The organism is Litchfieldia alkalitelluris (assembly GCF_002019645.1).
GTDB classification, from domain to species: Bacteria; Bacillota; Bacilli; order Bacillales; family Bacillaceae_L; genus Litchfieldia; species Litchfieldia alkalitelluris.
In genome coordinates, this window is record NZ_KV917374.1 from 1,649,316 (window position 1) to 1,669,884 (window position 20,569).

Annotated in this window: 11 protein-coding genes; 8 read left to right on the forward strand and 3 right to left on the reverse strand. The window is 37.4% G+C overall.

Going from position 1 to position 20,569, the window contains the following annotated elements; genetic code table 11:
- The first annotated feature begins 142 nt into the window (after positions 1–142).
- Positions 143–1,411: a mechanosensitive ion channel family protein gene (locus BK579_RS07625; RefSeq protein ID WP_078544619.1), complete on the forward strand. Its 1,269-nt coding sequence runs from the start codon at positions 143–145 to the stop codon at positions 1,409–1,411.
- A gap of 35 nt (positions 1,412–1,446) precedes the next feature.
- Here BK579_RS07625 and BK579_RS07630 read toward each other — a convergent pair whose 3' ends face one another.
- Positions 1,447–2,664, reverse strand: coding sequence for a helix-turn-helix transcriptional regulator (locus tag BK579_RS07630; RefSeq protein WP_078544620.1), 1,218 nt, complete (start codon positions 2,662–2,664; stop codon positions 1,447–1,449).
- Between the two features lie 176 nt (positions 2,665–2,840).
- On the opposite strand from BK579_RS07630, the gene BK579_RS07635 reads away from it, so the two are divergent.
- On the forward strand, positions 2,841–4,139 hold the full coding sequence (locus tag BK579_RS07635) for an MFS transporter (protein WP_078544621.1): 1,299 nt from the start codon (positions 2,841–2,843) through the stop codon (positions 4,137–4,139).
- Between the two features lie 147 nt (positions 4,140–4,286).
- Here the strand turns inward: BK579_RS07635 and BK579_RS07640 are convergent, their stop codons facing one another.
- Together BK579_RS07640 and BK579_RS07645 are read right to left on the reverse strand one after the other, a co-directional pair.
- The gene (locus tag BK579_RS07640) at positions 4,287–4,616 is read right to left on the reverse strand and encodes an SdpI family protein (protein ID WP_078544622.1); all 330 of its coding nucleotides are present in this window, start codon (positions 4,614–4,616) and stop codon (positions 4,287–4,289) included.
- A gap of 348 nt (positions 4,617–4,964) precedes the next feature.
- Positions 4,965–6,113, reverse strand: coding sequence for a glycoside hydrolase family 88/105 protein (locus BK579_RS07645; RefSeq protein ID WP_078544623.1), 1,149 nt, complete (start codon positions 6,111–6,113; stop codon positions 4,965–4,967).
- A 345-nt stretch (positions 6,114–6,458) separates the two neighbouring features.
- Here BK579_RS07645 and BK579_RS07650 point away from each other — a divergent pair, with 345 nt between their 5' ends.
- The 6 genes from BK579_RS07650 (at position 6,459) to BK579_RS07675 (ending at position 20,559) form a co-directional block, all read left to right on the forward strand.
- Positions 6,459–7,304, forward strand: coding sequence for an AraC family transcriptional regulator (locus tag BK579_RS07650; protein ID WP_078544624.1), 846 nt, complete (start codon positions 6,459–6,461; stop codon positions 7,302–7,304).
- A gap of 412 nt (positions 7,305–7,716) precedes the next feature.
- The gene (locus BK579_RS07655) at positions 7,717–12,639 is read left to right on the forward strand and encodes a metallophosphoesterase (RefSeq protein ID WP_169891090.1); all 4,923 of its coding nucleotides are present in this window, start codon (positions 7,717–7,719) and stop codon (positions 12,637–12,639) included.
- Positions 12,640–12,966: 327 nt separating this feature from the next.
- Positions 12,967–15,249 (forward strand): ATP-dependent DNA helicase, encoded by a 2,283-nt coding sequence (locus BK579_RS07660; RefSeq protein ID WP_078544626.1) that lies wholly within the window; start codon positions 12,967–12,969, stop codon positions 15,247–15,249.
- A 312-nt stretch (positions 15,250–15,561) separates the two neighbouring features.
- A complete protein-coding gene (locus BK579_RS07665; RefSeq protein WP_235848374.1) occupies positions 15,562–17,160 on the forward strand; it encodes a sensor histidine kinase in 1,599 nt (532 codons plus the stop codon).
- A 4-nt stretch (positions 17,161–17,164) separates the two neighbouring features.
- On the forward strand, positions 17,165–18,625 hold the full coding sequence (locus BK579_RS07670) for a response regulator (protein ID WP_078544628.1): 1,461 nt from the start codon (positions 17,165–17,167) through the stop codon (positions 18,623–18,625).
- Positions 18,626–19,251: 626 nt separating this feature from the next.
- A complete protein-coding gene (locus BK579_RS07675; protein ID WP_078544629.1) occupies positions 19,252–20,559 on the forward strand; it encodes an ABC transporter substrate-binding protein in 1,308 nt (435 codons plus the stop codon).
- Positions 20,560–20,569 lie beyond the last annotated feature (10 nt).

The following is a 20,569-nucleotide window of genomic DNA, read 5'->3' on the forward strand; positions in this document are numbered from 1 at the left end:
GGTACCTGCCCCAAAACCAAAAAAACCACATTTTATTGTATAATTAACATAAACTAAAGCTCAGAGTGAATTCATCTCTGAGCTTTGTTTTAGCTACTTGGACAATGACACCTGCCCTTGTCCATATATAGGGGGGAAGTATGTGGAATTTATTTACAATCAATTATTAACATTTGGAATCGCTCCTCAAATAGCTGAATATTTAGCTGCGATTATTATGATTTTGTTTATAGGGATTATTTGTATCATAGCGAATTTTATTACAAGGAAAATAGTGATAAGGGTCATCACTCATTATGTAACGAGTAACAAAATTCAATGGGATAATAAGCTTTTGGAAAGACGGGTTTTCCATAAGCTATCACATATTGTTCCTGCAATTATTATATTTTACTTTGCGTCTACCTTTCCAGATTATCGATTAATGATTGAGAAAGCTGCAATCGCGTATATCATCATCATAAGTTTACTGGTTATTTATAGTTTCTTAAATGCAATTAATGATATTTATCAAACGTATGAAATAGCCAAAGTAAAACCGATAAAGGGATATATTCAAGTAGTAAATATCATTGCTGTGATCATCGGATCTATTTTAATCATCTCAAACCTGATAGGGGAGAATCCACTTATTCTTTTAAGTGGTTTTGGTGCTCTTTCGGCAGTTTTATTATTGGTTTTTAAAGATTCGTTATTAGGGCTTGTTGCAGGAATTCAGTTGGCGGCTAATGATATGGTTCGGGTTGGCGACTGGATTGAAATGCCAAAGTATGGAGCAGATGGTGACATCATTGATATATCTTTAGTTACGGTAAAAGTTCAAAATTGGGATAAAACGATTACCACGATACCAAGTTATGCCCTTATATCGGACTCTTTCATTAATTGGAGAGGAATGCAAAATTCAGGTGGGCGAAGAATCAAGCGTTCTATATTAATTGATACAAATAGTATCTCTTTTTGCACTGAAGAGATACTAGATAAATTCAGTCACATCCAGCTTCTCACGGACTATATAAATCATAAGAAAATGGAGATTGATGAGTATAACACTACATATGCCATAAATAAAACGAATCGTGTAAATGGCCGGGCCTTTACGAATGTCGGGATCTTTAGGGCTTATATCAGAAATTACCTCAGGCGACAATCTGGAATCCGTCAGGACATGACTTTAATGGTTAGACAGCTGGCGCCAAATGAACACGGTTTGCCGTTAGAAATATATGCTTTTACAAATGATGTTAGGTGGGAAGTGTATGAAACGATCCAAGCTGATATCTTTGACCATCTATTTGCAGTAGCACCGGAATTTGGACTTCGGATATTCCAGAATCCGTCTGGAAATGACTTAAGAAATATTGTAGATGGAACTGAAAGGGATGGCATGAAAAAGCAAGTCGAGCACTGAGTGCCACTTAGTTAGTGGGTTTTAGGGAATAGCCCCTAAAGCCCACCTTTTATTTTTTCATATGTTTGTTTGCTGAAATTTTTAAATATGGATGGTGGTAGAGGCTCGTATTGGTCAACAGCCTTTATCGCAGTAAAAATTGCTTCTTTTTGATCACCGAGCTCGAAGTAACAAAGTGCTTTATATGATTCAGTGATATAAAAAAATGATAAATCAAATGGATGATGAATATAAAATGGGATCTCGACTTTTTCAAGAAACTGAAGTGCCTCTTCATTACGTCCCAAATAATATAAGACTTTTCCTTTTTCAAGTGTAAGCCATGGACTATAGGTCGCTACTTCGGCATCTGACATGTAAGAATCAATGATTTCTAGTGCCTGATCATATTTTTGCAGAGATATGTGAGACATAATCGTCATCAGTTCATGAAACATAAACGATTCGTTATCATCTGCGAACTCAGAGTATTGTTTGAGTTTTTTCTTATACAGATCAATTTTCTCCTCATCAAGGATCATCATCGCATGTGCAGCGGCTAGTCTGTATAAATCATCAATTCGATAAAAGATTCGATTTTCTTTTGAAAAAGAAAAGGCATCCTCCATCACGCGTGTTGCAGACTTAGAATCTCCTACAGCAAAATATAATATCGCTTCATGGTAATCCAAATTAAGTCGTGTCATCGGGTCAATATAGGCATGGTTGGTTTCTAAGTCACGTCGTTCTTTTTGAAAAATCTGAAGAGATTGAGCGTAATCGTGACTAGCGAATTTAGACATGGATCTAAAAATACCTATAGATGCACGGTTCGAGGTTAAATTCATCCTGTCATAAAGCTGTGCTGCCAGATCAGTCGATTTCTTCCAGCCATCTATTTTTTCTCTATATAAACTAATGCTGTAGATCTCAAGTAGCCGTGCTGCTTCATAGCCTTTTGTGAGGTTATCTACATAAGGTTCGATCAGTGATACTAGTTGTCCATAATTTTTATTTAAAATTTCGCTTTCTGAATTAAATAGTCTTTCAGCTTCTTCCAATACTGAACGTAATTCTTGAACACTTACCTCACCAAGTAAATCTCCCACTTCCACACCTAATCGTTTGGCAATATAAGATAAGCTCTCCATTGAAGGTTTTGCCTTATTATTTTCAATTAAGCTGACCATCCCCTTTGTAAGTTCACTTCCTGCAAGTACTTCGAGAGTCAGCTTACGTTCTTTTCTTAATTTTCGTATACGATCTCCTAACATATAGAAACACTCCTTCGTGTATGTGGTTTAATTATATTAAACTTATCGGGTGTTTTCAAACAGTTATTAGTAGTTGTGTGTTTAATTTAATTAAACTTTATCTTGAAACAATATTAGAGTCATGGTATGATTTGTTTAATTAAATTGAACTTTAAGGTTGAAATGGAGTGTTTTTAATGGATGATGTGTTAAAGTTGAAAAAAGCAACTTATCATTTGTACACTTTTACAATTAGTAAACTCGTTTCCACGTTTGGTTCTCAAGTATATGCTTTTGCCATTAGCTTTTATATTCTACAATTGACGGGATCTGCCACTAGTTTTGCTACCAACTTAATCTGCAATATTTTACCTAGAACGCTAACAGCACCCTTTGCTGGATATTTAGTAGATCGATATTCTCGTAAAATGATTATTATCGTTTCTCAAATTGCTACAACGGTGGCGATTGGAGGACTGCTTGTTGTTTCATTAACCTCTGGTTTATCGTTGGTATCCATCTATATTACAACCTGTATTTTATCCCTCACATCAATGTTTTCGGGAGTGACTTTCACGTCTTCGATCACAAGTCTTGTTGATAAAGAGCGCATTCAAAAGGCAATGTCACTTAATCAAATGTCAATCTCATTTGCAGCCATTGGAAGTCCAGCGGTAGGAGGATTACTGTATGGAGCAGTGTCGATGCCAACGTTTTTAATCATCTATATGATTGCCTCAGCCATTGCCGTGCTACTTGAATCGACCATGAACTTTAAGCTTTTTGCGAAACATAAGGAAGTTGAAATTGGAAAGTCGAAAGAGTCAATGCTACAGAGTATGAAGGCTGGAGTGGGGTATGTAAAATTGCAGCCGGTTTTAATGAGCTTAATTTGGATCTCGTTACTTGTTAACTTTCTATTTGGAGCATTCGAAGTAGGTTACTCTTATATATTGATCGAAAAATTAAACATGGAGGCACAGCATTTTGGATACACCCAAGGAGCATTTGCAATCGGAATGCTACTTATGTCCATTTATTTTTCTATCAGAAAAGAAGTGCAATTTCCCTTTCTAGTTTCTAAACGTGGGGTTATTGCTCTAGGTGTCGTTATGGCAGGGATTGCGATCCCACTTTTCTTTACGATGTCATATGTTTCTCTATTGGTTTTTTATCTAATCATTATGTTCACATTTGGATCGGCCATTATCATTGTAAATACACCAATCCAAGTGATGATGCAGCAGAAAATTGATGATGATTATAAGGGACGTGTGTTCTCACTGATTGAAACCTGTGCAATGGCATTAATGCCTTTAGGAATGGTCATTTATGGATTTCTATATGATTTATTCGCACCACAGTGGATCCTTATTTTATCGGCAGGCCTTCTGGTTGGAGTGGTACTTCTGCTAGCGAGACCATCAGTCATACGAAAGGTACATCCGGAAATTGAGAAGCACAGGGACGGTTCTTGTGCTTCCGCTGAAGCGTAGGTAAAGCAAGGTGCGGTCCTCTGGCTATGAATGAATGCTTAGGTAGATTCCTCCACAGGGCAAGCCCTGATTTTTGCTATATAGAAGAGAAATATTTATTTAAAATCTCAGTTTTTTAATGCAGCCATACCGTCCCGCAGCCTACAACTATATCTTCTTTGAGAATAGGTAACTTTCAATCGCAGGAATGACTACGATACATGGGGAAAGGAGAGAAAGAATCATCCAAAACTCATTTAATGGCGGTAGAAATAAAATAATCACTCCAATAATAAACAAGGGTATGGACCAAATCATCATTCTTTTTGCACCGTACTTATTGATTTTGTACCAATTTTCATCTGATTTAAATGATTGACTAAATCTTACACCGTATAAGTAATTCATCTTAATTCGTTCTTTGTATAACGGAATGCTTATTCCAACAAATAATAGACCAGAAGCTATATTATAAATCGCCATACTAATGTTTAACAAACTTAATTCACCTCCGACAGATCAAAAACTCTTATACTAAAATTCGAATGAGCCATTTAATTGTTTCAATTTCTTTTAAATAAAAATACACATTTTAAAAGTGAAGATTTCTTTAAGGGTCAGAGTTTTTAAGTAATCCAGATTAAAAATAAAGCCGCAAACATGCTCTAGGTGTTTAGAACAACCCTAGAAGCAGAAAACAGGACCTATAAAAGGTCCTGTAATAGCAGCGAATTTTACTAACCTAGCCTTCCAAGCTCATGTCGATAAACATGGAATAAGAGCTTATGCTCACAATTGCTTAAGGAAGCATGAGAACCGTCCCGGCGCTTCCCATCGGTGTTTCCTTTAGGAGGAAGCACGAGAACCGTCCCCCTGCTCCGCTAGACTCATTTCTACACACATGAGGATGAAGGCGCCTGCTCCGTGAAGGTCATTGGTGCTTGTAGGTCGAGCTATGTAGTGTGCGTAGTCACCAATCCCAGTGCCGATGCAAATATTCCCGATAAGTAGGTTTCCGTTTTCATCGAATTCCAGCGTATCGATCACACCTTGATATCCTTTCCAAGCATATTGTAGATACTTAGCGTCTAGGTATCCTAATCTAACGGCTTTGGCAATGGCTTGAACAAATAAAGACGAGCAAGAGTTTTCGAGCCAGTTGTCAGGGCAATGGCCTTTATCAATCACCTGATACCATAAGCCACTTTCGGAATCTTGATATTTAATTAACGAGATTAGTAGATTTTGAAGAATCTTTGTTAGCGTCTCTTTATCATGATGATCTTCAGGAAGGTACTCAAACATTTCAAGAAGTGCCACTGGGTACCAACCAATTGCGCGCCCCCAGAACTCAGAAGCTAATCCAGTAACAGGATCTGCCCAGTCAGCTTGCTTTGTTTCGTCCCATCCATGGTATAACAACCCAGTGGTTGAATCCTTCGTATGCTGCTCCATTAAAATGGCTTGATATGTCATCATGTCAAAATATTCGCTATCACCGAAGGTCTTACCAAACTGGACGGCGATAGGTCCAGCCATATATAAACCGTCTAGCCACATTTGGTTCTGGCAATATCCTTTGTGCCAAAAGCCACCAGATGGATTGGTTTTCCATGATTTTAGCAGGGGAACAAGGTTATATAATGCCTTCTTATATCGTTCATCACCAGTTTCTTCATAAAGTGTAAACAGTAGCACACCAGGCTGTATGTCATCCAGTTCATCAGAATGAAACTTCGGGATGCTGCCATCCTCCTTCACATGACTATCGACCCAGCGCTTCAGATAATTATAGTATTTATCATTTTGTGTTTGTCTCCAGCATTTTTCCATTCCTGATAAAAAAACACCCTGATGATAATGAAACCGCTCTGGGGGAAGTTGCTCCGGCTCGAACTTCGCCATTAAAGTTTCACAGCCCTTCTCAGCCCACCCGATCGGAGTTAACTTCTCTTTTAATGTGAGTTGAAATTTAGATTCCGAAGAATTTGTCATCATCAATTCCTCCTTTGATTTATAGTGTTACTAATAAAAATTCGAACCATGGAGAACAAAAAACGTTTTTACTTGGAATGAGCGGAGAGCCATGCCACTCCTGCGGGATGGGACGCACGGGACACAATGAGACCCCACAGGAGCCCTGCGACGAGGAGGCTCACCGTCACGCCCGCGGAAAGGGCATGGATCCCAGCGAATGGAAAGTTCACCCACTTTTATCTTCAGAGTAGCACAATAATCTGTACATTTTTTGCGAGATTATTATAAAACTTCTTATATCTTGCCGTTATTAATAGTAGGTATAATAAAAGAAGAGAAATCCCAAAAAGAGGTGAGAAATCGTTGAAGGAACTATTTTATGAAAACAAAGAGGAAACTTTCACAGTGTCACACCGCAAATCACTAAGTCACCATATGCCCACAAATCATTTTCACAGTACCTTTGAAATTTATTATTTAATGTCTGGAAAGCGCGAGTTCTTTATTAAAGATAGAACATTTGTGATTAATGAAGGCGATATTGTCATCATCTCACCTAACATCCTGCATCGGACAACGAACACAGAACTGCCAAAACATGAGCGATTAATTGTGAATATTCATGAAAGCTGTATATCAACAGTGATAAACTCATCAACCGATATTCTTCAGCCCTTGTTAGAAAAAGAGTACGCGATCATTACATCTTCTCTTCAAGAAAGGCTCTCAATCGATACTATTTCCCACCAAATCCTAGAAGAAATGAATGATGAAAAATCAGGCTTTGAAGTGTACGCACAAACCTTGGTCATACAGCTGCTACTTATATGTAATCGCCATCTTAAACAAAATAGCTCTGAAGTAATAGAGTCGCAAAGCCAAATGCATCAAAGAGTTTCAGAAATTGTCCAATACTTAAACACCTATTATATGCATGAACTCTCACTTTCAGTTGTCGCAGATAAATTTTACATCAGTCCCTATTATTTAAGTCGTTTTTTTAAAGAAGCTACAGGCTTTACATTCGTCGAATATCTAAACAGCGTAAGAATTAAGGAAGCGAAAAAGCTACTGGAGAGCTCTTCAATGAAGGTGCAATTGATTTCAAGAAAAGTAGGCTTCGGAAGTGTGACGCATTTTGGGAGGGTGTTCAAGTCGGTTACTGGCAAAGTTCCCTTATATTATCGAAAAAAAACAAAAAGATTGTAACGAGACCTTCCCCTAATGGGGGAAGATGCGCTTCTGGAATTAAACGTAGGTTTAGTGTCTAAATGAAATTTCTAAACTGCATTGATTATAAACATGAAGAAGAAAGGTGCGCGAGTAGAAGAACTTCGATAAATAGAACCGTGGGTAGGAAGGGTCTGATCCTCAGTGTGTTAAAAACATCACTTCACTGAGGAACAGGCCCCTTTACGTTTTTGGGTGAGTTTTAACAATTTTCAAAATTAGATATATAAAAAGTTAATAACCCCTTAATAGAAAGTATTTATCATGAATGTATGGTTCGATTTTCCAAAATTCAGATAAGTGGAGGAGGGGTTTAGTTTCAGATAGATTTGTCAATTTTGTAGATAGAAGTTACATAAAAAAGACCTATTGGTCGGAGAGAGAGGAACAAGTGAAAAAGATAATTTCTGTTATTCTATGTTTGCTTGTTTTATTAAATCCATTCATACATACTGCTAATGCAACTAGTGAAACGAATGATGTAACTACAGAGGAAGAGGATATACCAGTCATTTTTACAGAAGTTTATCCGAACGACAAATCAAATAGTCATATAGCTGGTGCGGGAAATAACGATTTATTTGAATTCGTAGAAATTTTTAATACGACTGATGATGATATTAATTTTAATAGTCTTTATAAAGTCAGATATGATTATCTGACAAACAGTAAGGATTTAGCGGTAACAGCTGTGGACGATAAAACAAATATAAAAGCGATTATTCCGAGAAATAGCTCAGCTGTTTTATGGATCGAGCGTACTAGTACAAAGATTACGGGTACGGCCGCAAAGGTAACGGAAGAAGATTTTAGGGAGTATCATCAAATTCGAGCGGAAGTGCCTGTCTTTAAGTTACGTGGTCAAGATGGATTAGCTAATACAAATAGGGGATTTTATATAACTCAAAAAGAAAATAAAGATAACATCATCAGCCATGTTCATTGGACAAGTGAGGAGGTTGGTGATGGCTTAAGCTATCATACAAAAATTCCACACAGTGGTACTACGATGGATAGCTTTGAAAATAAAGGTGAACCAACTCCTGGTGTGGTTAAAGGTGAGCAACTTGAATTTTCATCAAATACAGAGCCGATCATTATACACAGTCCAGTTAACTCGATTCAAACTGGGACCGATCTCACAATCAACTTTATAGTAGATGATGCTGATCACAACTCGTTGGAAGTTAATTTATATTATCGTATGAATCCATACAGCGAATTTAGGGAAGTAACAATTGAACCAAAGCAATCTTCTGAGTATTCATATACAATCCCTGCTGATTCAATTCCTTCTGATGTTATTCACTACTATATAGAAGCTAGTGATGGAATAACACAGGTTAAATCAGACACTTTTGAAATTGGTGTAGTTGACCATGAAAAAGGCAATACAGCTCCACCCATTTTAATAACAGAAATGACTCCAAATCCAGCAGGGGACTTTCGTAAGGGTGCTGGGAATCAATACGAATTTGTGGAAATATATAATAACTCAGATGAAGTCTTGAATTTGAAAGGATATACACTTTTCTATTTATATCCTAATAACTCTGCCGCTCCAAAAAAGTGGACGATTTCCGAAGAGACGGCGATTGAGCCATATAAAACTGGGATCATTTGGTTTGCGAAGGAAGCTGTTCGTGATGGTTTCACTAAAGTGGAGGATTTCAATATTCACTACAATTCTAGCGTGAGTAATAATCACATTGTTTCTTACGATAATAAAAATTCCGTGGACTTTAATTTACCTAACACTACAAAACGTGGTTTTGCTATTTCAAGCTCAGATAGCTTAGACGATATGATTGTTGAAGCATGGTATGATGCATCAGGAATAGATAGCCAAGATCGTATGTTAGATGATGTTAAAAATAGTGCCGTTCTCTTTCGTTTTCCTGAGTCAGGTAAATCAATGGAACGTACCGCCACAAGACCTTACTCTACCCCAGGAAGCATCGATAAAGGACAGGTTCCAGAGGTGACAGGTCAGGATTTGGTTGCCCCACTCATTGATCATAGTCAACCATTTTATCAAATGCAAAGTGGGACAAATAAAAAGATTACAATTACAAGTAATGAAAAATTGACGAAGGCAACACTCGTTTTTGGTAGAGGTGAAAATCCACTAACAGACTTTATCAATCATGTTGATATGACATTAAAGGAGCATGCAGAAGGCAGATATATTTATGAAGCAAACTTAAAAATTACTGACGTAGGTGTATACCGTTATATGGTTCATACCGAAGATGCGAGTGGGAATATAACGAAGGTTCCTTATAATTCCCGTGGTAATCAAATCACTGTTATTGAGGAAGCGCTAGAAATTGAAATTCCTAATGTTGGGTTATCTTTAACTGATGGAGATATGATAAGTGGAAAGGTAAAATTATATGCTTATGGTGAAAAAGCATCTGACGACATGATGATTACATTAAACGGGAAAGAGCTTGAGACGAAGCAAGCACTCCCAGGTAAGGTTCAATTCGGATTCCAAGGAAGAGGAATTGACTATATTTATCAAGTATCGGCAAGTGCAAAAACACCGGCTGCAAAGAGAGAATATTTCACCAGAATATTACCAAGTTATGTTGATGGAGCGTGGTACACCTATGATATGTCTCCCGATTATTTCATTTCAGATAGCATTGTTTCGATTCATTCAGGTGGGGAAAATGTTGCTTATGACCTTGATGTCCATGATGAACAGTTTAATAAAACGAATTTTGATGATTTTGAGGTCATTAATATTCATCTTGTTTTACCTGATGGAACAACGATTAAACCTGAAACCGTTCGAAATTACTTAGGTAATTTACAGCAAATCGTGGTACCTTACCATGAAAATGTGTTTCACATTTTAGGTGATGGTGGTGCTCCAGCACATACAAACTTTACTAGACCAATGAAGAGAGAGTTTTATTTTAATATACCTGACGAAAAATTCACGGCTGCTTATTCAGAAATTGATACAACAGAATGGGCAGATGGTAAATATCAACTAAAGCTTGATTGGAATAGTGCCCAAGCTGATGTGGCGGAAATTACCATAGATAACACCAAACCAGTCATTAAAGGTATTGCTTATCATAATGGCAAATTAATAAATGAAGGGATGCAATTAAAAGGTAATTTAGCCTTTACGCTCGAAGCAGAGGATAACCTAACAGGAATCTCCAAGATTGAGGCAACATTAAATGGAGAATCAATATCTTTTCCGTATAAAACATCATCTGCCCAACTTGCTGATGGAAATCATGATTTAGATGTGAATGTATATGATGGCGCAGGGAATATGTCTTCACATTCTGTCACATTTACCATTGAAACAGAAAAACCTGAATACCCATTTGGAGTTTCACCTGCTGACTTCAGTCAAGTAGGTTCCAAGGATGTACCAATAGAAGCAAAGGTTACAGATCCAAGTGGAGATTTGATGGATATCACTTTTTACCAAGGAAAAAAGTATGATTTTGCTAGCGGGGATGGAATCGAAGGATTTTCACATATTGCAGACCGAGAGCCTCCATTAACGATACAATCTGTTGGAGAAAATGGTATGAGTGAAACTGATTTTGCGAAGATTGCTCATGAAGACGGTCAGTACTTAGTGAATGATTCAACCGAGGGATTTCCTTATCATAGATTTGAAGTAACAGTTGAAGAGGAATTAACAACAGGAGATAAGGTAGTGCTGTACTGGAAAGGGAAAACATTTCCAAAGCGTAAGGTTACACTATATGCATGGGATCATACCGCAGATAAGTGGGTAGCGTTAAAAGCTGTGACAGGTGATTCATCTGAAACTGATATTGTACTTAGTGCAGAAGTGGATAAGGAAAAATTCATTAAAGCTGGCAAAATTCAAGCGATGGTTCAGGATGAAGTGAAAACTGCAAATGATCCATTTACAATCCTATGGGCAACGGATACCCAATATTATGCCGAAAGTTATCCTCATATTTGGGATGGTTTAGGCGATTGGATTAGAGATGAATATAAAAACGGAAACTTCGAGTATATGATTCATTCAGGGGATCTCGTCAATGTTGCGGACAGTGATGCACAATGGATGGTCGCCGACCGTAACTTACAAAAATTAGATGATATCGATGTTCCATACGGTGTACTTGCTGGAAATCATGATAGCATCATTGATGGAATTGATTACTCATATTACCATAAGTGGGTTGGGGAACATCGATATAAAAATAACCCTTGGTATGGTGGATCTATGGATAATAACCGTAACCACTATGATCTAATGTCATTTGGTGGTCATGATTTCATTATTCTTTACCTTGGATTCGGTTTGGAGGATACTCCTGAATCAATTGAATGGGCAAATGAAGCATTACAAAAGCATTCTGATCGAAATGCCATTTTAGTCATGCATGCATACTTAGAGTATGGCGCTACATTATCTAAAATGTCGCAAAATGTTTACGATCAAATTATAGTACCAAATGAGAATGTAAAAATGGTGATGGGTGGACATTATCATGGTGTGGCAACACGCGTTTCCGAGATTCCAAATGAGGATGGATCAACAAGAAAAGTTCTTGAAATGCTTGCTGATTACCAGGAGGGACCGAATGGTGGGGATGGATATGTTCGTTACCTTACATTTAATCCTGTAAATGAAACGGTAGACGTTGTCACATATTCTCCCATTCTAGATGACTACAACTTCTTTGATGAAGAAGGTGTTGATACGTTCACATCAGAATACCAATTAAATGATATGAACAAACGTGTTGCGACCGATTATTTCAGTGTAAATATATATTCAAATCAATTAATAGGAAAAAATGAAGATGTAGTGTCTGGTGAAATCGCAAGAACTGAATGGAAAGACTTAGAACCTTATGAAACCTACTATTGGTATATGAACATTACTGACAAATATGGTGGAACTAGAACATCTAATATTTACCGATTTATCACTACTAAGGGTACCAAGCCAACAATAGCGGAACCGGGAAATACAGGTAATGCACCAGGCGATAACACTGAGGAAAAACAGCCAGCACAGGGTAACCAGGAGGAAGCTGAGCCTGTTCAAGGTAACCCTAAGGAAGATAAGGCTGGACAAAGAAAAACTGTTCAAGAAAAGTCTGAACAAGAAATACTCTTACAGGAAAAGCCTGAAATAGCCAAAGCAAACGGTGCTACCATGAATACAACGAACAACGAATTTTTGCCACAAACTGCAACAAATATGTTCAACTGGATAGCTGCTGGTTGTTTATTCATGCTTGTAGGGAGTGGATTGGTCTTTGTAAGGCGTGTTAAAAGAAAGAATGCCTAACGGAGAAATTGGCAGGAAGCTTGGTAACTGTTCAAGGCTACTGAAGTAAACGAACACTGATTTTTGAACAAGGAAAATCCCCCGGATTGGTTAGTAGAGTTGTCGGAAACTACGTACCAAAATAAGGGGGATTTTTTATGTTATTAATCAGAGAGAGCTGAAATTTAGCCACCCGAAATCGGTGATTAACTAGTGATCAACATGATCACAAGGAGACTTTTTCAATGGTCTCCTAAACCTTGTAGTATAATATTTATAGTGAATTTAAAAGACTACTCAAAAACAATTAAGACTATGAAAATAACTTTTTAATATACAGGTGATAATATGCAGCCCGAAATAAAGCTGTCCGTCCGCGCATTAGTTGAATATGTTTTTCGTAGTGGAAGTATTGATAATCAATTTCGAACGGTAACCACTCTAACTGAAGGGACAAAAGCTCATAAGGCGATACAAAGTACGTATAAAGAAACCGATCAAAAGGAAGTGTTCCTTAAGACGGTTATTGAATATGAAAAGATGATGTTTGTAATTGAAGGTCGGTGTGATGGATTGCTTTTTAGTCGGGACGAGGTAATAATCGACGAGATTAAGTCAACCTCAAGGGATTTGAGAGGGATTGATGAGGATACCTACCCTGTCCACTGGGCTCAAGCGAAAGTCTATGCCTATATTTATGCCAAAGATTATGAGCGCCAAGAAATGAATGTTCAATTAACATACCTACAAGTGGTAAACAATGAACAAAAGCAATTTCAAAAACGTTTTACATTTCCTGAACTCGAACAGTTTGTATACAGTCTTCTCAAGCATTATTCATCTTATGCCTCTTTAATGCATGATCATCGAGTCCGGAGAGATAAGAGTATTAAAGAACTGCAATTTCCTTTTGAAACGTATCGAGAAGGTCAACGTAAGCTTGCTGGTGCTGTCTATAAAACCATCTCAGAGGAGAAAACGATCTTTGCAAATGCGCCAACAGGCATTGGAAAAACCATCTCAACCATTTTTCCAACAGTAAAGGCGATGGGAGAAGGAAAGCTTGAACGTTTGTTTTATTTAACAGCTAAAACGATCACAAGACAAACTGCTGAAGAAGCTTTTTCTTTAATGAAAAATAAAGGCTTATGTATGAGCACTGTTACAATTACCGCAAAGGATAAAGTCTGTTTTAAAGAAGAAACTCGTTGTCAGAAGGAGTATTGTGAATTTGCAAATGGATATTATGATCGAATTAATGAAGCATTTTTAGACCTTTTCTCTCATGAGACTTTTATTAATCGAGCAACCATTGATGAGTATGCGAGAAAGCATACACTTTGTCCTTTCGAATTTTCACTTGACTTAGCATTTATAGCAGATGCGATTATTTGTGATTATAATTATATCTTTGACCCAAAAGTATCACTTAAGCGCTTTTATGATGAGCATAAAAAATCTACTGCCGTTTTAATCGATGAAGCCCATAATCTCGTGGATCGAGCTCGGGAGATGTTTTCAGCTGAACTGCAAAAGTCTAATTTTCTTACATTAAAACGTGAATACAAAGGGACTCATTTATATGACTCCGTGAACAGGATGAATAAATATTTTATCGAACTAAAGAAAAAGTGTACTGAAGAAGGGCACCTTGTGTTGAAGGGGGTAGAAGAGGAGTTGGTAGAATTGATTGAAGAATTCGTCCAAAGCGCTGAGACCGAATTACTGCAATCTACTAATTCAGAGGCCCAAGTTTTACTATTAGACACTTACTTTGCGGCAACAGCATTTGTTAAAATAGCGAAGATTTATGATGAACGGTATGTGAGTTATGTAGAAGTCGAGAAAAACGAGGTTCAATTCAAAATGTTTTGTTTAGACCCTTCTCATCTTTTGCAGCAAATCAGTAAAAAGTTTCGAACCACGGTCTACTTTTCTGCCACACTATTACCACTTCAGTATTTTATGGACATGCTTGGTGGAAGACAAGAGGACTATACGATTTCAATTTCTTCACCGTTTGCGAAAGAACAAACAGACGTATACATTCAACCATTGTCAACACGTTTTCGTGACAGAGAACATACGAAAAAACAGATCATTAACATGCTTTCTAAGATGGTCATGCAACGTCCGGGAAACTATCTCGTTTTCTTTCCTTCCTATCAATATATGAAAAGTGTTTATGAAGACTTTTCGATAAATCATCCAGACATACCTACGATTATTCAGAATCACAGTATGACAGAGGATGAGCGGGAGCAATTTTTAAAAGAGTTTAAAGAAGAAAGTACCGAATCACTGCTTGGATTTGCAGTGTTAGGTGGGATTTTCTCTGAAGGTGTTGATTTAAAAGGGGACAGGCTGAATGGTGTGATTGTGGTCTCAGTCGGATTACCACAGCTTTGCCTAGAACGAAATATTATGAAAGAGTATTTTCAAGCAACAGGAAAAAATGGATATGATTACGCGTATACCTTTCCAGGAATGAACAAGGTGCTGCAAGCGGGAGGGAGATTGATCAGATCCGAGAAGGATACGGGAGTGATTGTACTCGTCGATGATCGGTTTCTCTCGCAGAAATACCAAGGGCTTTTGCCGAGTGAGTGGAGAGAGTTTGAACTGCTCTAAAGATAGTCTATTAAACATTTAATCACCTTACACTTTTGTGGTAAGGAAGCAGGGGGACGGTTCTCGTGCTTCCCCCTCGCTTCAGCGGAAGCACGAGAATCCGTCCCCACGCTTCTTGATTTTTGTTATAATTGTTGGAAATCAGTTCAAAAGGTGGATTAATGTGAAATGAGGAACTTCTTAAAGAAGTTATTTAATGGTTATTATAAGGATAGGGAGAGGTATAAATACTTTATTTTCATGTTGTGCCTTTCGATTATTCCTCTTTTAATACTAGGGGCTATTTCATATAACATAGCCAAAGATACTTTAGTGAACAATCAATATCAAACGACAAGAAATCATCTAGAAACTTCAAGTGAGGTTGCTGATTTGTTATTTCGAAACATTATAAACATGCAGCGACTAATCTCCTGGAGTCAGGAAGTACGGGAAGAATTAATTACTAGCTCTGAGTTCCAAGGAGAGGGAGTAGGGGTATTAGATAAAGGCACAACAGAGAGAATTCAGGATTTATTATCGAATTATTTAATCGATACACAATATATTGACTCTGTTTGTTTATTTGACGTCCACTTTCGTACGGTGTGCTACGGGAATTCAAAAAGTATAGGCCAGTTTGAAAATGGAGTAACATATAAAGGCATTTCTAAGATGGATTGGTATAGAAGTAGTGTTGAAGCTAAAGGAAGGCCAGTATTCTTTAACCACAATGTTTTATCAGCTTCACAATCAAGTAATACATTTTCATCTGTGAAATTACTCAAAGATCCTAATAGCTTATTTGAACCTAAAGTTATTGGCTTGTTAGTCGTAAATGTGAAGAAATCAATGTTTTCAAGGGTATTTAACGAAAGTAATGATAGTACTTTCATCGTTGCTGACCCTAATGGAAGAGAAAATAGAATGATCTATCAATATCCACCGACATTCAATCAAGAATTTGATTTAGAACGTCTTAATAATAGTGGGTTTATAACTAATAGTTATAAGAATCAGACTACAGGGTGGGTTTTTACAAATGTCATTAATGAAAAAGAACTATTAGAACAGCCTAACCAGATTGGTGTGATTACAACCTCTATCTCCTTAGTCATTGCAGTGTTCGTGTTGTATTTTTCATTTGTTTTATCAGGTAAAATTACCCGGCCTTTATTAAAGTTGAAAAATATGACAATTGAATGGGCAAAGGGATTTTGGAACCAAAATGAAACAACTTCAAAAGACGATATTAGTGTGATCGGTGAAACGTTCCAACGGATTACGATTGAAAATAAAGAGCTAAATGAACAACTTATTAAGTCGCAACTAAAGGAACGAGAGGCAGAGCTTCGAGCATTACAAGCCCAAATCAAACCGCACTTTTTATATAATACATTAGATTCGATTTATTGGATGGCGGTTATGGATAACAATCAAGATATTGCCAAAATAGCAGTAGCTCTCTCAAAAAGCTTTAAATTAAGCTTAAATAGTGGTGAAGATTTGATCCCGTTATCAAGTGAATTAGAGCATATAAGTCATTATATAACGATCCAAAATATTCGGTTTCATAACCGTTTTCACTATGAAGAAAATGTTGCCACTGAATTAAAAGAGATGAGAATATTAAAATTACTGCTTCAGCCGATCGTTGAAAATGCAATTTATCACGGTCTGGAGTCGAAGATTGGAGAAGGTACGATTAAATTAACCGGCAACATTGAAAAAGAGTGGGTAATATTTACAATTAGTGATGATGGTGTGGGGATTGAAGATTTAAACTCTACTAAAAAAGGATATGGTTTAACGAATGTGATTGAAAGATTACAGTTATATTATGGTCCTGAAAGTTCACTCACAATATTTAGTAAGGTTCATGAAGGAACAAATGTAGAGATTCGGTTTCCAATTGATTCAAAGGGGGGATAATAAAATGTTAAAGGCCGTTGTGTTTGACGATGAATACATTGTTTTACGAGGCTTCAATATGATTGAATGGTCGAAATTTGGAATTGAAATTGTTGCAACAGCGATGAACGGGATCGAAGCGTTAGAGATATTTGATAAATATGAGCCTGATATTGTTTTCTCGGATATTAGAATGCCCGGATTGGATGGGTTAAAAGTAATTGAAAAGATCCTTCAACAAAAACCAGCAACAATTTGCATCGTTTTTAGTGGGTTTAATGAATTCGAATATGTAAAAAGAGCGATCAAACTTGGTGTAATAGATTATTTAGAAAAACCAATTACGATTGATATGATCGAGGAGACTGTTGAAAGAATCATTGAAAAGTTAGCCAGCCAGAAACTTCAGTCAAACTGGGAATTAAATAAAGAGGAACTTTTAGAAAAAACCACATTGGATTTACTTCTTTTTGGAGCAGAAGCGGAGCCTAAATGGAGAGAATTGTTTGGTCCGTTAGCAGAACAAGTGGTCTGTGTTACTGTTTTGGGGGTTTCGGAAAAACCACTCTTTCTAGAGAAGTGCTCTTCTTACCAAGTAATTACACTACGTAACGGTGAAGACTATTTGCTTGTCGTTTTTCAATTCGAGGATGAAATCGCTGATTTGTTTCAACAGCTTGAAGAGTGGTCTGAGCAGAGTGATATTTATCTTGGAGTTGGGAGAACATACGATAAAATCGGAGAAGCTGCTAAAAGTTTTAAAGAGGCGAAGCAAGCATTAAGATATGGTACATTCATGGATGAAGCCTGGACAAGCTATGATGATATCGGCGGAGATAGTAATATCCCTAGTAATCTTTCTATGCAAGAAGAAAATATCTTATTTCATTTACGTACTGGAAATCAAAAAGGGCTTTTGACTCATCTAGATATGTTTATCAGTCAATTGCAGACCGAACGTCTTACTCCTGAAATTTTAGAGCGTGAAATTCTAAAACTTGTGTACCTTGGAATTGAAGTAGCTAAGGGGATAGGAGAGAAGATTGATCAATTGAGAGATTACTTCCCGCACGTAGAAATACGAAAATTAAGTACAAAAGAGGAAATGTTCGAGTGGTTACGATTGCAAATGGAAATGATCCTAAATTGGACGATAAATGTTCGGCAGCTGACAAAGCATGATTCCGTCAGTAAGGCTTGCCTATATATGAAGGAGAATTATCATAAAGATCTTACCCTACAAGAGGTTGCAGATTATGTCGGAATGAATCCTACCTATTTTAGTTTATTATTTAAAGAAGAGATGGATCAATCATATATAAAGTATTTAACAAGTTTCCGGATGGAACGAGCAAAAGAATTTTTAAATAAGGGCTTCAAGGTGGCAGAAGTAAGTGAGAAAGTGGGGTATCATAGTTCGCGCCATTTCTCAGAAGTTTTTAAGAAATATGTTGGGGTCAAGCCAGGCCAATATAAATCAGTATAATATAACTGCTCTTTTTTTAAGGCTGTGTAATGGGCGGAGAGCTACTCGACTCCTGCGGGATGCAGCGGGCACAGTGAGACCCCGCAGGAGCCCCCTGGCGACGAGGCTCACTAATCACCCAGCGGAAAGCAAGTGGATCGCAGCTCATGGAACTCCTCTACCTAGGTTATTTTTCAGGGTAGACATCCATGCTAATAAAATATTCGCACCATGGAAGATAAAAAGGATTGATACTTCGGTTGGAATGAGCGAAAGGTCACTCGACTCCAGCGGGATGCAGCGGGCACAGTGACACCCCGCAGGAGCCATAAAGCGACGAGGAGGCTCACCGCACGCCCCGCGGAAAGCGAGTGAACTGTAGCGAATGGAATTCTGAGACAATGTATTTTCAGGGTAGACAAGTAAATAGACGAAAATCCCACATTCAGTATTTTGAATGTGGGATTTCTTTTGGAAAAAGTACAGTGTTTTTCGGATGAATGTAACCGTTCCCAAAAAAATCGGACGTAATTCCAAAAAATGCATCACTTATAACCAAAAATGAAAGCGTTTATAATAAAGCTATCACAAGGAAAAAGAGTAATAGTTCCTAAGTGACCAAAGATATTGTTATAGGGGGAAAAAAGATGAACAACAGAAAAAAGTTTGTCTCACTATTACTTAGTGGCGCATTAATCGCTGGAGCACTAGCTGGATGTGGCAATAAAGAGGAATCAGGTGGAGCTCAGAGCAGCGAAGGTGAAACGTTAACATTTTTAATTGATAATCAAACACAATTAGCTGGTATTGAAGCAGTAGTTGATGGGTTTGAAGCAAAAAATGACATAAAAGTAGAAATTGAAACACGCCCTGGTGGAGTCGAGGGTGATAACCTTATCAAAACTCGTCTAGCAACGGGTGATATGACAGACTTAGTTTGGAACAATTCGGGTTCTCAGTTGCAAGCATTAAACCCAGAGCAAAATTTTGTTGATCTTACAAATGAACCTTTCATGGAAGAGATTATTGACGGTTACAAAGCAGCAGTTTCAGCCAATGGAAAGGTATTTGGTATTCCAGGTACACCAACAAATGCAGGTGGCTGGTTATATAATAAAAAGGTATATGAAGAACTAGGCCTTTCTGTTCCTAAAACATGGGATGAGCTGATGGCTAATAATGAAAAAATTAAAGAAGCAGGGAAAACAGCGGTAATTGGAAGTTTTAAGGATACTTGGACATCTCAAGTAATCTATTTAGCGGATAACTATAATGTACTTGCAGAAAATCCAACATTCGCTGAAGATTTTACGGCTAACAAAGCAAAAAATGCGACAACTCCTGCTGCACTTCGCAGTTTTGAGAAATTAGAAGAAGTTCATGCAAATGGTTATATGAATGAGGATTTCCTTGCAACTGGATATGATGCAGCATTAAAAATGCTAGCAGAGGGTGAGGGCGCACATTACCCGATGATTACTTTCGCTTTGGCGAATATCGCGGCAAACTATCCTGACCAAATGCAAGATATCGGATTCTTCCCACAACCAAGTGACAGTGCAGATGTTAATGGTTTAACAGTTTGGATGCCTGCGGGAATCTTTATTAATAAAAGTAGTGAAAAAATTGATGCAGCTAAGAAATTTATCGAGTTTTACGTTTCTCAAGAGGGAATTGATTTATATACTTCTGTAGTTAAACCAGATGGTCCGTTTGCAGTTAAGGGTGTAGAACTTCCTGATGATGTGTATCCAGCAGTAAAAGATATGATTCAGTATTTTGAATCTGGTAATACTGCTCCTGCACTGGAGTTCTTAAGCCCAGTAAAAGGTCCGAACTTAGAGCAAATCACAACACAAGTTGGTAGTGGAATTAGTTCGGCAAAAGAAGGCGCTGAATTATATGACAAAGACGTTGAAAAACAAGCAAAGCAATTAGGCCTTGAGGGTTGGTAAAAAGATTTAG

Coding starts and splice junctions, on each gene's coding strand:
- BK579_RS07660 (WP_078544626.1), top strand. CDS start 12,967: ATGCAGCCCGAAATAAAGCTGTCCGTCCGCGCATTAGTTGAATATGTT.
- BK579_RS07645 (WP_078544623.1), bottom strand. CDS start 6,113: ATGACAAATTCTTCGGAATCTAAATTTCAACTCACATTAAAAGAGAAG.
- BK579_RS07635 (WP_078544621.1), top strand. CDS start 2,841: ATGGATGATGTGTTAAAGTTGAAAAAAGCAACTTATCATTTGTACACT.
- BK579_RS07630 (WP_078544620.1), bottom strand. CDS start 2,664: ATGTTAGGAGATCGTATACGAAAATTAAGAAAAGAACGTAAGCTGACT.
- BK579_RS07670 (WP_078544628.1), top strand. CDS start 17,165: ATGTTAAAGGCCGTTGTGTTTGACGATGAATACATTGTTTTACGAGGC.
- BK579_RS07675 (WP_078544629.1), top strand. CDS start 19,252: ATGAACAACAGAAAAAAGTTTGTCTCACTATTACTTAGTGGCGCATTA.